The 14,387-nt window shown below is 40.4% G+C and carries 11 protein-coding genes; 7 read left to right on the forward strand and 4 right to left on the reverse strand.

All coding sequences use genetic code 11. The annotated features are described in order from the left end of the window. Positions 1-42: 42 nt before the first annotated feature. The 3 genes from CLW00_RS03960 to CLW00_RS03970 are packed head-to-tail and all read left to right on the forward strand — an operon-like array spanning position 43 to position 3,633. Complete coding sequence (locus CLW00_RS03960) at positions 43-1,572, forward strand: nucleoside hydrolase-like domain-containing protein (RefSeq protein ID WP_106132666.1); 1,530 nt, start codon at positions 43-45, stop codon at positions 1,570-1,572. Positions 1,573-1,599: 27 nt separating this feature from the next. After that, complete coding sequence (locus CLW00_RS03965; protein ID WP_106132362.1) at positions 1,600-2,631, forward strand: nucleoside hydrolase; 1,032 nt, start codon at positions 1,600-1,602, stop codon at positions 2,629-2,631. 3 nt (positions 2,632-2,634) lie between these two features. Beyond that, positions 2,635-3,633, forward strand: coding sequence for a GRP family sugar transporter (locus CLW00_RS03970; protein ID WP_106132363.1), 999 nt, complete (start codon positions 2,635-2,637; stop codon positions 3,631-3,633). Here CLW00_RS03970 and CLW00_RS03975 read toward each other — a convergent pair. From CLW00_RS03975 to CLW00_RS03985, 3 genes are all read right to left on the reverse strand, one after another. Continuing rightward, the gene (locus CLW00_RS03975) at positions 3,630-4,667 is read right to left on the reverse strand and encodes an ABC transporter ATP-binding protein (RefSeq protein WP_106132364.1); all 1,038 of its coding nucleotides are present in this window, start codon (positions 4,665-4,667) and stop codon (positions 3,630-3,632) included. The genes CLW00_RS03970 and CLW00_RS03975 overlap by 4 nt on opposite strands. An 11-nt stretch (positions 4,668-4,678) precedes the next feature. Next, a complete protein-coding gene (locus CLW00_RS03980) occupies positions 4,679-6,262 on the reverse strand; it encodes an ABC transporter permease (protein WP_425437939.1) in 1,584 nt (527 codons plus the stop codon). Positions 6,263-6,323: 61 nt separating this feature from the next. Continuing rightward, positions 6,324-7,388 (reverse strand): Fe(3+) ABC transporter substrate-binding protein, encoded by a 1,065-nt coding sequence (locus tag CLW00_RS03985; protein ID WP_106132366.1) that lies wholly within the window; start codon positions 7,386-7,388, stop codon positions 6,324-6,326. 102 nt (positions 7,389-7,490) lie between these two features. Here CLW00_RS03985 and CLW00_RS03990 point away from each other — a divergent pair, with 102 nt between their 5' ends. The 3 genes from CLW00_RS03990 (at position 7,491) to CLW00_RS04000 (ending at position 11,496) form a co-directional block, all read left to right on the forward strand. Next, positions 7,491-8,423 (forward strand): hydrogen peroxide-inducible genes activator, encoded by a 933-nt coding sequence (locus tag CLW00_RS03990; protein ID WP_106132367.1) that lies wholly within the window; start codon positions 7,491-7,493, stop codon positions 8,421-8,423. Positions 8,424-8,503: 80 nt separating this feature from the next. Further along, positions 8,504-9,634, forward strand: coding sequence for a BamA/TamA family outer membrane protein (locus tag CLW00_RS03995; RefSeq protein ID WP_106132368.1), 1,131 nt, complete (start codon positions 8,504-8,506; stop codon positions 9,632-9,634). A 725-nt stretch (positions 9,635-10,359) separates the two neighbouring features. Further along, positions 10,360-11,496, forward strand: a complete 1,137-nt coding sequence (locus CLW00_RS04000; RefSeq protein ID WP_106132369.1) for a DUF4221 family protein — start codon at positions 10,360-10,362, stop codon at positions 11,494-11,496. A 159-nt stretch (positions 11,497-11,655) separates the two neighbouring features. On the opposite strand, the gene CLW00_RS04005 is transcribed toward CLW00_RS04000, so the two are convergent. Continuing rightward, positions 11,656-12,666 carry a dipeptide epimerase gene (locus CLW00_RS04005; RefSeq protein WP_106132370.1) on the reverse strand — a complete coding sequence of 337 codons (1,011 nt, stop codon included), beginning with the start codon at positions 12,664-12,666 and terminating at the stop codon, positions 11,656-11,658. 89 nt (positions 12,667-12,755) lie between these two features. Here CLW00_RS04005 and CLW00_RS04010 point away from each other — a divergent pair, with 89 nt between their 5' ends. Then, positions 12,756-14,228 carry a M14 family metallopeptidase gene (locus CLW00_RS04010; protein ID WP_106132371.1) on the forward strand — a complete coding sequence of 491 codons (1,473 nt, stop codon included), beginning with the start codon at positions 12,756-12,758 and terminating at the stop codon, positions 14,226-14,228. Positions 14,229-14,387: the final 159 nt, after the last annotated feature.

Genomic DNA, 14,387 nt, shown 5'->3' on the forward strand with positions numbered 1-14,387 from the left:
CTTTATGCATATATAACCACAAGAAGGACTAAAATGAGAAACATGGATAACAGCAAAAAAGGATTGAGTTTTGGCGATCAGCTTACGTCTAAATTTGTGGCCAAAAATGTGGCTTACCTCACTTTATTGGTTTCAATTTGTTTTGGATGTCAATTAAGACCTTCTGATGAAGAATCTACTGAACATGAAAAAATCAGAACTATCATACTGTCGGATATGACTCATGATGATGGCAATTCTCTGATCAGGTACCTTTATTATTCCTCTTATTTTGACCTTGAAGCACTGATTGTGACCAATCAGCTTCCCGACTTTAATTTTGATGACCAAGGACCTTGGGATAAGGCCATGTCTATACTTAAAGCTTACAAGGAAGAGTTGCCCCAATTGCGCAAACATGATCCAGGTTTACCGGATTATGAAGATTTGATGGCAATTACCAAGCGGGGCCGAGGTGCCCTTCCGATCATTTGGTTGACCAATACCTTGGAGTTTTCTGATAACATTGCAGATAGGTATGTCACCAGTTCTTGGGATTCGGTTTATTTTCATGACTGGATTGGTGAAGGAATGACACCGAAAGGAGAGCCAAAAGATTCTGAGGGTAGCGACTTTTTGGTGGAAATTTTTGAAAAAGATGATAAGCGGCCCATTTTTATTCAAGCTTGGGGCGGTACCATTACCTTAGTACAGGCACTACACCGTTTTAGAGAAAAGCATGGTCAGGAAAAGTTCCTGCAATTACTTCCCAAAATTCATTTATTCGGAATTCTGTTTCAGGACATCACTTTTGAATTTTTTGCAGACTTTGTCAAAATGCAGGAAAATACCTGTGCAGACTTTGGAACAGCTATCCCTACTTATGGAGAGGAACCTGTAAGCTTGGGAAAAGTACTTTATGACAATGGTCACTTCTGGCATTATGTCTGGAGCCGTGATCCGGATTGGAAAAAGCCCATAGGGCCCGCTGATGTCAACGGGCATGGCCCAATGTCTGAGATTTATGACAATGGTGGAGAAGGAGACAGCCCTTCTTTCTTTTATCTATTGAGTTCGGTTTTTGGCTTGAATGACCCTTTGGATCCTACACAGGGGAGTTGGGGCTCGAGATTTCAATCTATGGGAGAAGGGTTCCCGGATTCCTATTTCTATACCTGTGGGATAGAGCAAACAGAACTCAGCAGATGGGATGAGGCAGTGAGCAACAATTTCAAAAACCGACTCCTATGGTCTACCAAAGATCGTGGAGAAGTCAATAGAGAACCGAAAGCTGTGGTCAATGGAGACACAACTTCTAAAGTATTGAGGGTTACTGGAGAGCCAGGTGAAAAAATAACCTTTGACGCTTCAGCTTCTTCAGACCCTGATGGAGATACACTTTCTTTCAGATGGTTTAGATACAAAGAAGCAGATACCTATCTAGGGGATTTTCAGATGAGCAACACAACAGACAAAAGCTTGGAATTAGTAATTCCAAATGATCTTAAAGGATATAATATACACCTGATTTTAGAAGTAAGTGATTCAGGTACTCCTTCACTACTTACTTACAGAAGGATTATCTTGGAATAAAAAATTATCAACAAACCCAATAACACTATGAATAAGCCCATTTTCCTAACAATTTTCTCCTTGGTGCTTTTGTTTTCATGCAAACCTGCGGAAGAGGAAAACAAAGCGCAAACCGCAGACTCAGTCCAGCCAATGATTAGGGTGCTTTATGACACTGATGCCAATAATGAATTGGATGACCAATTTGCCTTGATGTACATTCTAGTAAACGGCTCCACTTTTGACCTGGAAGGTGTAACTGTGAATGCGACTCGCAGCGGTGGAAATATTGATGAGCATTACGAGGAGGCAAAACGTATCCTTCAACTTGGGCAGCGTTATGGACAGATTCCTTTGCTGAAAGGGGCAGATGGCTCATTTGAAGAAATCAGACCTAATATCCAAGAATCTCAATATGATGGTAAAGATGCCGTAGATTTTATCATTGAGCAAGCAAATACGTCAGGTGAGGAGCTGATTCTATTGGCTGTAGGCAAATTGACAAATGTGGCATTGGCCTTGGAAAAAGATCCAAGCATCGCGGAGAAAATGCGTGTGGTTTGGCTTGGTTCCAATTACCCAAAACCTGGAGAATATAATCAGGACAATGATACTGTCTCCATGAATTACGTGCTCAACACAAAAGTACCTTTTGAAATGGTCACCGTCAGGTATGGAGAGCCAAGCGGGACAGATGCAGTGAAAGTAACCCAACAAGAAATCAATGAAAATATGCCTGGAATGGGACCAAAAATTGATGAAGCCATTGAAGGTCGTCACGGGGGTGAATATAGTACTTTCGGTGACTATGCTGTGAGTTTATTTGAACACATTGATTATCATGATGACTCAAAATCAAGGGCTTTGTTTGACATGGTGGCAGCAGCTGTTCTGAAAAATCCCAACTGGGGTGAAAAATCTGAAGTTCCAGCTCCAATACTTATTGACAATCAATGGGTAGAAAGACCTGAAAATCAAAGAAAAATGTTGTTGTGGGAGAACTTTGACGCTGATGCGGTCATTGATGATTTTTACACAACATTAAAAAATTATGAACTCGTCCTACCCAAAAAGCCATAAGTCATGTACATCATAGAATCGTATTCTCTTGCGGTGGTTTTCTGCCTCATCACCATGTTGTGCTGGGGATCATGGGCCAACACACAGAAATTGGCTGGCTCCAAATGGCGCTTTGAGTTGTTTTATTGGGATTATGTGATTGGCATTGTCCTGCTGGCTGTAATTTTTGGATTCACTTTAGGCAGCACAGGAGATGCTGGCAGGAGTTTTTCCGAAGACCTTTTTCAGGCAGATTCAAAGAGCTACACCTTAGCTTTTATAGGTGGCGTAATTTTCAATTTGGCAAATATCCTAATCGTAGCTGCCATTGCTTATGCAGGGATGTCGGTTGCTTTTCCTGTAGGAATAGGTCTTGCCTTGGTGTTGGGAGTGGTTGTCAATTATATTTCCGAGCAAAAAGGGGATCCCATATTGTTGTTTTTGGGAGTGGCTTTGGTCGTAATGGCGATTGTAATGGATGCATTCGCTTACAAAAAGCTGGCTCAATCTAAGCAAAAAAGCCCGAGAATAGGTTTGATTCTGGCATTGGTGGGTGGGTTTTTGATGTCCTTTTTTTACTTCTTTGTCGCCCAATCTATGTCTTTGGACTTTTCCCAACCTGAAGGCGGTAAGTTCACTCCTTACGGAGCTGTGTTCGTTTTCTCAATAGGAATATTATTGAGCAATTTTGTTTTCAACACCATTTTGATGAAAACCCCGATAGAAGGTAAACCACTAATGGGGTCTGATTATTTCAAAGGCAGTCCATTTGTTCACTTAGTAGGGATTTTGGGGGGTGTCATTTGGTGTGTGGGGATGTCATTTAGTATCATCGCAGCCGAAAAAGCAGGCCCTGCCATATCTTATGGATTAGGCCAGGGAGCTACTATGGTTGCAGCCTTTTGGGGGGTGTTTATCTGGAAAGAATTTAAGGCTGCGCCAAAAAGCACTAATGTTTTGCTAGGAGGTATGTTTATGCTGTTTATAATCGGGCTATCCTTGATTGTCTATGCAGGAGCTTAAAAAGCCTCCTCTATATCGTATTTCCATAGGTAGAAAAATGATCTTTCTACCCCATCGAATGACCGTCCCGGATTGGTACGAATGGTGACCCTTTTGCCTTCATCATCAGCTAATTTCACCATTTGATGACTGCCAAAGTATGAGATTTTGACTATTCTTCCTGTCAGCTGCTGGCCATCACGCTTCACCACTTCACCATGCTCGGGCCTGAACATTAGCTTGACTTTGTTCTTATACTTCTTGGCTTCAGTATCTGCGATAAATCCAAAAGTAGTATGCCATCCTTCTTCGAGTGGGGTGGCTATTATCTCATTTCTTTTCCCAAAAAAGTTAGCCACATAAGGGTTGACGGGGCTTTCATAAAGGTGCTTGGGAATGTCAATCTGCTGCAAATATCCCTTATGCAAAATGGCTACACGATCCGCAGTTGATAAGGCATCTTTGGTATCATGAGTGACAAAAATAGCTGTAATACCTGTTTTTTTGATGATTTGTCGGATTTCTTCTCTCACCTGATCTTTTAGCATAGCGTCAAGATTGCTGAATGGTTCATCCATCAAAAGTATTTTCGGGTTTGGGGCTATTGCCCTTGCTAAAGCCACACGCTGCTGTTGACCGCCGGAAAGTTGGTGAGGATATTTTTGATAATCTTCAGATAATCCTACGAGATTGAGTGTGTCCTCCGCTATTTTGGTTGGATTTCCAGCACTTTTTTTCAGTCCGAATTTTACATTTTCCAAAATAGTAAGGTGTGGAAACAGTGCATAGTCCTGAAACACCATCCCTACTTGCCTTTCATTTGCGGGGACTGATTGTTTACCGGAAACTATAATGTGTCCGGAAAGAGAAATGGTACCGGAATCAGGATGTTCAAGTCCGGCTATGAGTCTGAGTACAGTAGTTTTACCTGACCCACTTTCACCGACCAATGCTAGAATTTCACCTTCTTCTACATCAAATGACACGTCATTTACTGCAAAATCCTTTGCGTCCTGATACTTCTTATGAACATTCTGGAGTGATAAAATCTTCATCCTATTTCAGCCTAAGGCTCTCTTTTTTTAATCAGTTTGTTAAGGAAAATTATCGGTATAATCCCAGTCAAAATAATAATCAAAGCGGCATTGGCCGACTCTGCGATCATTTCATTGGTAGCCATATCAAATGCTTTGGTAGCCAAGGTCTGATAGTTGAATGGCCGAAGAATTAAAGTTAAGGGTAATTCTTTCAATACGTCTACAAAAACCAACAATATCCCTGATATAAGGCTGGTCTTGATAAGCGGAAGGTCGATTTTCCACAAGGTCTTTGTACTTCTTGCACCAAGCAACCTACTCGCTTCATTGACATGCATGCCTATTTTTTGGAAGCCAGCTTCTACCGGATTGTAACCTACAGCCATAAACCTGACGATATAAGCAAATATCAGGGCCAATAAAGTTCCCGAAAAAAACAATCCCGCAGCTTTTGCTGAAATAAAAGTGGTATAAATCCACTTGTCCAAAGACAAAAGCGGTATCATAATCCCTACCGCTATGACTGCACCTGGAATGGCATAGCCCAAGGTGGCCACCTTGGTAATGTTTTTGACCCATCTGAATGGGCTGAGTCTAAGCGTATACAATAAAATCACAGATAATGCGACTACTACAGCACCACTGACAGCTGCAAGGACAAAACTCCTGTAAACCAAGAGCCAAAAATCAGCATTGATCACTTTGGAATACGTCATACTCACCCAGTGCAGAAGCTGAAGAAAAGGGACGAAAAAACTAACCAGGAAAATAATGGTGCAAATTGAAGTGTAGAGGATCTTTTTGCCAACCGTGGGGATGGTACGGATAAGGGGCTTTTGAACATCTTTGGAAGATGCATATTGGCGATTTCCCCTTTGTGCGGATTCCATATACAAAATGACAAAAACAAATACCATCAAAATAGCAGCTAAATAAATGGCTGTGGAGGCATCTCCCAAAGAAAACCATGCCCTGAAAATCCCGGTCGTAAATGTATTGACTCCAAAGTATTTTACCGTTCCATAGTCATTCAAGACTTCCATCGAAGCCAATGCTATTCCCGCCACTATTGCCGGCCTTGCCATCGGAAGCGCTACCTTAAAGAAGGTCTGCATCCTGTTTTTCCCTAGGAGAAAAGAAGCTTCTTGTAATGTTTTGGACTGTTGGACAAAAGATGATCTTGAAATCAAAAACACATATGGAAAAAGTGTGATTGACAAAATGAAGATCGCCCCGGGCAGGTTCATAATGTCCAGTAAACTCCCCCTCACTTGGATATCAAAAGTATTTCTCAAAAACACCTGAATAGGCCCTGTGTAATCCAAAAGACCAACATAAGTATAGGCCATGATATACCCTGGGAAACCTAAGGGCAATATCAATAGCCATTCAAAATACTTTCTTCCGGGAAATTCATAATTGGAAACCAGCCATGCTGTACTCACTCCCAATAGAAAAGTCATGATGGCTACACCTATTAAAATCAGAATGGTGTTTTGGAAATAGCCAAAAAGGAGATTGTTGACGATATGCTGCCAACTATCTCCTGGTTTGTCAAATAATTTAAAGAAAATTGTGAATAGAGGTGTGGCTATCAACAGCAAAATCAGCATTGAATAGCCAGTCCATTTATTCCACCAATAGTAACCTTTTTTTGCTATGTTCAATGCTTTATTATTTCCAGCCTACTTTGTCAAAAATGACTACTGCATCACTGTTGTTGTCTCCCAAAACGGATAGATTTAGGTCATCTGATTTGAATTCACCCCAGCTTTTCAACAGGGGAGAAAACTCAACGTTTGGATTAACAGGGTATTCAAAATTGATATTTGCTAAGAGTTCTTGAGACTCCTGATTGGACAGGAATTCTATTAATTTAACAGCATTATCCTTATTTGGTGCATACTTGGTCACACCCGCTCCAGAAATGTTGATATGTGTACCCCTGTCATCCTGATTTGGAAAGAACAAAGCTATTTTTTCAGCCGCTTTTCTCTCTTCTTCATTAGAATCATTGAGCATAATTCCTATATAATACGTGTTGACTATAGCCACATCGCCCTCACCGGCTGCTACAGCTTTTACCTGATCCCTATCAGAGCCCTTTGGACTTCTAGCCATATTTGCCAAAAGTGCGGAAGCCCACTGTTCTGCGCCCTCTTTGCCATGGTGGGCAATAATAGAAGCCAGTAGAGATTGGTTGTATATGTTCTCTGAAGATCTTGTCAAGACACGACCATTCCACTCCTCTTCAGTAAGGGCTTCATAAGTACTTAGCGTCTCGGGATTGACTCTTTCTTTGCTGTATGCAAAAATCCTGGCCCTATATGTAAGCCCGAACCAATAACCTTTTGGATCTCTAAATTTAGAAGGGATATTGGATTCCAATGTCGACGAACTAACTTCTTGTAATAGGTCTTTGCTCACAGCCCTGTGCAGTCTGCCTGCGTCAACAGTGATCAAAACATCTGCAGGAGAACTTGCACCCTCCAGTTCCAGCTTTTGTATGAGTTCGTCTGCTGAAGCTGACACTACATTCACCTTGATGCCAGTGGCTTCAGTAAACTTGTCAAATAATTGCTGATCGGCTTCATAATGCCTATGGGTATACACGTTGACTACATCTTCCTGGGAACCGTCTCCGCAGGAAAAAAGAAGTCCTCCAAATAATAAAACGATTGTCGATTTTAGGATTGATTTGATCATTTTTTTTCTTGATTTGGATGCGAAATTAATCATTATTTAAATCAAATCTAAATAAAAAGAAAAAGATTTTTATATTTGCTCAATGTCCATTTTATGGGTTTTTAATCGTTTTGAGAGGTTTTTGTTTTAGGTAAAATGACAATTCAACAGCTTGAGTATATTATCGCGGTAGACAAGCACAGGCATTTTGGTCATGCTGCAGAGTCTTGCTTTGTGACACAGCCTACATTGAGTGCACAAGTGAGCAAATTGGAGAGAGAATTGGACGTCATTCTCTTTGACAGATCCAAAATGCCCGTGATACCAACAGAAATCGGCATTCAGGTCATAGATCAGGCAAAAAGGGTAGTATCAGAAAGTAAAGGAATTTATGAGCTTTTGTCTCAGCTCAAAGGGGATGTAAGCGGGGTGATAAAGGTTGGCATTATTCCTACTCTAGCACCTTATTTATTGCATAGGTTTATCAAGTCTTTTTTGGAAAAGTACCCCAATGTCAAACTTCAGGTGGAAGAAACAGTCACTGAGGAAATCCTCAGAAAGCTCAAAAACGATGAACTGGATCTGGGTATCGTAGTGACACCTTTGGCAGAAGCGGGAATTCTGGAAAAACCTGTTTTTTATGAAAAGTTCTGTGCTTATCTGTCCAAGGATCATGAACTCCTTAAAAAAGAAAAAATATCAGTTGCTGATTTGGAAACTGAGGACCTGTGGGTGCTTCAGCAAGGCCACTGCTTCAGGGATCAAGTGCTGAATTTATGCCATCAGAATAAGTTTGAACGCATGAACTTTCATTATGAAAGTGGTTCTTTGGAAGGTTTAAGAAATATGGTAAACCAATATACAGGGATTACACTCCTGCCAGAGTTGGCTACTTTTTCTCTGAATGAGGAAGAAAAAGGGAGACTTAGGAAATTTGAAGGAGAAGAACCAATAAGAGAAGTCAGCATTGTGCTGACAAGGAGCTTTTTGAAGAAAAAACTAGTAGAGTTATTGTATCGGGAGATCTCAGATACCATTCCGCAAGAAATGACTTCCAAAGCACATGGTAAAATAGTCAGGTTCAAATGACAATCAGAATGATCTTGATAAAAGTGGTATATTTTAGTGCTATTCAACTTTAATGGGTTCTTTCTTGTTTGAAGAATATTATGTACAAAAAGCTGATTTGTTCACTCGCTCTTATCATACTGAGTCAAGGTGATGTTTTTTCTCAAAATTTTTTCACCAGGTATCTTTCCAATTTACTCAATGATACCTCGGAAGTAAGCAGGCCCCAATTTTTGGTATATCCTACCTTGGCCTATGCACCCGAAACAAGTTGGGAAATTGGCTTTTCTTCACTCTATGTCTATTATGCAAACCGGGATACAAGCAATCGCTTGAGTGAAATCAATGGTTTCACCTTTGTCACTTTAGAAAATCAATTCGGCATCTGGTTTGACCACGCAAATTACACAGATAGAGACAAGTGGTTTTTTTTGGGACGCTTGAGGATACAGAGCTTTCCTCTCAAATACCATGGCATAGGTATGGAAGCACCGGAAGAATACCTTTCTCTTGTAGATGCCAATCAGATTATGCTTAAAGAGAGGGTGCTGAGAGAACTAAGGAAAAACCTCTATTTCGGATTGGAATTCGATTTCCAACGCATGTCCGGAGTCTCTTTCAAAGATTCGCCTGAAGCTCCTGTATTTGAAAGGCCATTGGGAAGTGAGGGCTCCAATAACCTGGGCATAGGCGCTGGCCTGGTCTATGATGACCGCCATAATGTACTCAACGTACGCAAAGGTAATTTTTCTGAATTGGCCCTCCTTCGATACTCGGGAGCGCTGAGCACATTTGACTTTACCACGGTGATATCTGATACGAGAATATTCCGGCCAATAGGGAAGACCAATGTATTGGCTTTGCAATTCTTAGGGCAGTTCAATTGGGGAAATGTCCCCTTCAATCAGATGGCCCTGATGGGTGGGGACAGTATGATGCGCGGCTATTATCTTGGCAGGTTTAGGGACAATAACCAGTTGGCTACCCAAGTGGAATATCGGTTTTTACCACTTCCTCTTGGATTTACAGACAGGATAGGAGCAGCAGCTTTTGCAGGAGCAGCTACTGTCTTTCCGGATTTTTCAAAAGCCTCCATACACAAAGTAGTATGGACAGCAGGAGGAGGATTAAGATTTTTATTATTTCCCCAAAAAGACATTTACACGCGCTTTGACGTGGCTTTTACTCAGGAGGGATCTGGGTTTTATTTGTTTATAGGAGAAGCTTTTTGAGGAAAGATGTGGGATAAAGGATGAAAAAAAGAAGCGAGAAACAAGATACAAGACAGAGGTTTTGGGAAAGTTTAGAGCTTGGTGTAATGTAAACAGTTCTAGAGGTCATTTCGAGATTTTAAAAATTGGCATTTACAGAAAGGGAATGACAGTTGTTTTCTCGCGGCGGCCGCTGCGAAATCGCTGCGAGCGCTGCGTGAAATATTTAATACGTCATTGGTTACCGGAGCCTACCTCGTGTAGGCAGGCTTGCGGAGTTGAAGGATCTCCTACCGTTTATGCTAGGAGACCCTGTGCTTCACTCAAAGTGACGCCCACACAAATCTGTCATTGGTACGCAGGAGAAATCTGATGGAAAGTAGATTGAAGGGGGTGCCAATTTTTAACACCTCCAGTGTTAAAATCAGCAAGGGTATTTACCCCGAGTGTAACTCGGAGGCAGTGCACCGTGAAATTTATGTGAAGTCCAACCCCGAGAGGGGTTGAAGGAAACATCATTATATAAACCTTTGCTTCAATATCTTCAGACTTTGACTAAAAATTACTGTTTTTTTAACGCGATTTTAAAGCATATAAATTTTTTGAACTAAAAGATCTTGGATATTTTATAGATTTAGTTTAATATAGATGGGTATTTAGTTGAATCCTCTTCTCTAATCAAAGAATAGTACATATTGGATAAGCACTTGATATAATTCTTTGTAAAAAATATAATTATGATAACTATGAAAAAGCTGGTTTTTGGATTCTTGGTTATTTTTTTGGCCTCATGTGGAGGGAATGATGATAAGAAATCTTCAAACATGTATGCTGACTTTTCCATCTCTATGGACACAGTGATAGTAGACTCCAAGAATGAAATCTTGATGGCAGCAGCCACAGGAAGCTCAGCAATAGCGGTTTCCAGTAATCAAAACCTTCTTTTCAACTGGGATACGAAAGGTGCAAATCTTGAGGTAATTGATCTTGAAAAAATGGAGCTTTCCGAAAAGATCAAAGTAGAAAAAGAGGGGCCTGAAGGGGTCGGTGAAAACGCTTATATGATCAGGCCTGTAGCTGAGAATAGATTGGCTTTTCTTGGCTGGGAAGGAAAGATCAGCATAACTGATTTCCAAGCCAATATTTTGGAAAGAATCAATCTCCGGGAAGATTGGATGAGTGAAGGTATAGATGAAAAAGGACAGTTGAATTTTCTTGGATTTTCCAAAGATGGGAAAAAACTCTATTGCACTTTTATGGCATTTAAAAAGCTGGATTCAGATATTTTAGAGTTGGATTTGGAGCAAAAAACCAAAAGGGTAATCGAACTGCCAAATTTTGAAGATAGGGATAAATATAGGGTTACTTGGCAGATAGAAGGTGGAGGGATGTCCGCTACTTTTCCTTCCCAAGACTTTACCTTGTGGAAAGACGATATCTTGCTGGCTACCAATTACACAAATAGCATTTACCATTTAAACTCTGAAGAAGACACGTTAATTTATAGGCAATATGACAATGCATTGACGCCAAACTCCAAGTCAGGAAGTTACCAGAACAATGTTGACTCCCGGGAAGAATTACAGAAAGTTGCCACTCAAATCAGAGAAGAGATAAATTTTGGGAATTTATTATGGGATGATGTCAATAAGGTTTTTTACAGATTCTCTTACAAAGCTATGCCGAGGATTGATGGTGAAGAGTTAAGACACAAAACCTATCTCAGCATTTTGAATGAGGATTTTGAACTCGTAGGGGAAAAAGAAACTTCAGACCTGATTTCCAAAATACCCAATCCTCAATTTGTGAAAGATGGGAAAATTCACCTGTTTCTCAACCTAGATGATGAGCTGGCATATGTAAGATTGACAATAGAGAGTTAAAAACCCAATGGTCCCGCAGTCCATCCGCATGACAACGCTCCCACTTTACCACAATCCTGACTTTTAACCTTTAACAATTCTATTGGAAGTTAATCAATCCTACCTAAGGCAGGCAAGTACACAGTTCCACAATTCATCAGTTCGTCAGTTCATCATCTCTCAAACCATCTCCGCACCTATCCCATTTCCTTCAGGGAAAGTGACCTTATCGGGCGTGATGACAACACCCCTGGCAATGTCTTTAGACAATAGCATGGCTCCGTCCATATCCACATAATCTAGTAAAGGGGCGATATGTGCTATGGCAGTGATGCCAACAGAGGATTCTGTCATACAACCTACCATGCATTTCATGCCCAGACTTTTGGCTTCTTTTATCATCCTTAAAGCTGGCGTAATGCCGCCTGCCTTCACCAATTTGATATTGATTCCGTGAAAAAGCCCTGAACATTTCTTCACATCAGATTCGACAATACAACTTTCATCTGCAATTACAGGGAGTTTGGAATACTTAAAAACTTCCTTCATTCCTTCCAAGTCATCTTTCCCCAAAGGCTGCTCCATAAATTCCACATTGAGTTTCAAAAGCTCCTCTGAGTAAATAATTGCTTGCTCTGCAGTCCATGCGCAGTTGGCATCTATTCGAAAAACTGCTTCAGTATGCTTTCGAAGCTCTCTGATGATTTCCAGATCATGGTCTGTCCCCAGCTTAATTTTATACAAGGGCCATTCTACTTCCTTCATTTTTTCAACCATCTTTTCAATAGTATCAATGCCTATCGTGAAATTGGTGGTTGGTATATTTTCTGGACTTAAACCCAAATACTCATACAGTTTTTGTCCTTTGGACTTGGTGTAAATGTCCCATGCTGCCAAATCCAAAGCGCATTGAGCAAAGGGATTTGCTGAAAAGTCATTGCGACACATTTCCCAAAGCTCTGATGGAGATTCCCACGTATTTCCCTCTACTTTGCTGATTACTGATTCTAGGTTTTCGCAGATATTTTGTGCGGTCATTCCATAAAATGGATTTGTAGTTGTCTCCCCTAGACCATACAGACCCTCATGTTCAAGTTTTACGATGACGGTGTCTTGTACATCTCTGCTTTGATGGGCAATGGTAAAAGTGTGTTTGAGTGGCAAATCCTTGACAAAGAATGAAAGCTTCATGCGCGTTATTTTTGAGTTTAAGGCAAAAGTAAATTTATTTTAATTGCCAAGTTCATAACTTAGGGCATTAAAATCAAGCCAGACAGTTTATGAAAACTCCCTTTTACCCTTCGGTAATACTAACAATTCTTTCTTTCTTATTGATACTCACCTCATGTAAACAAGAGGAAAGCTTTCCGGAACTATCTACAACACAGCTTTCTGAAGCATATGAAAAATATAAAGAGAAAAGTATTTCTCAAAGGCGTTTCAAACACTCGGACGTCATTCACCTGGTTAAGGATAGAAAAGGAGAGTTTCAGACCGAAGAAATAGGCAAATCCGTAGAAGGAAGAAGCATTTACCAAATGACATGGGGAGATGGCCCAATCAAGGTGATGTTGTGGTCTCAGATGCACGGAAATGAAAGTACCGCGACCATGGCACTATTTGATCTTTTCAATTTTATAGAAGGAAATGAAGATGACTTTGATCAAATGAGAGAATTTTTGAAAAGTCAACTTACCATCCGTTTTATCCCTATTGTAAATCCTGATGGTATGAATAGATGGATCAGAAGAAATGCCCTCGATATTGACCTCAACAGGGACGCCATTCGCCTAGCCTCACCTGAGGCAGTACTTCTCAAAAATGCTCGTGAAAGCTTCTCACCTGAATTTGGTTTTAACCTCCACGACCAATCCACGTTTTATACCGTTGGTGATACCGAAAAACCGGCTACAATATCAGTTTTGGCTCCAGCATATAATTACGAAACAGAAGTCAATGATATCAGAAAAAGAGCCATGCAGGTGATTGTGGGCATGAATGAAATGCTTCAGGAAGTAGTGCCTGGACAAGTTGGTAAATATGATGACGCCTTTGAACCAAGGGCTTTTGGGGATAACTTCCAGAAATGGGGTACAAGTACTATTTTGATCGAATCCGGAGGATATTACAAGGACCCTGAAAAACAGGAGATTCGAAGACTTAACTTCTTGGCTATGTTGAATAGTTTGCAGCAGATAGCCAATAAAAGCTATGAAAAGCATAGTCTTGATGCTTACTATTCAATCCCAGACAATTCCTTTCGTTTGATGGATGTGGTTATCCGCAACCTTAAGCTTACCAAGGGAGTCTACGAATACCCTACTGATATTGGAATCAGGAGAAAAGAAACAGACTTGGCTGGAAGCTTTTTTGTGACAGGAGCAATTGAGGATATAGGAGATTTGTCTATATTTTATGGATACGAAGAACTGGATGCAGAAGGAATGGAAATCGTGGAGGGGCTAATATATGAGGAGACTTTTGAATCAGTCGACGAAGTAAGTGTTGAAGAGGCTTTTGATCTTTTAAAAAAAGGATACCTAGCCATCCAGGTGAAAGAAGGAATGGGACTTCATAGATTGCCGATTATGGTACTGAAAAACCAAAACAGAATACCATCCATGATCAATACCGGTAAGGTGCCAAATTTCTTCCTTGCCAAAAATGGAGAATTGAAATATGCGCTGGTAAATGGCTACCTGATTGACTTGGAAAATCCTAAAGACATGGATTTTAAACAAAGATTGATGTAAATTTAAATTAAAATATATGATTATCCGCAATCATGCCACTAACCAATTAAACGAGGGTTTTTGGGCAAAGGGATACTAATTGATATTGGATATTTATCGATATTGGTTCGAAATCACAGGTTAATTCAATTATTTAGATTCTACATGTATGAAAGCGGA

This window comes from Mongoliibacter ruber, from assembly GCF_003003005.1.
In the GTDB taxonomy this organism is placed as follows: Bacteria; Bacteroidota; Bacteroidia; order Cytophagales; family Cyclobacteriaceae; genus Mongoliibacter; species Mongoliibacter ruber.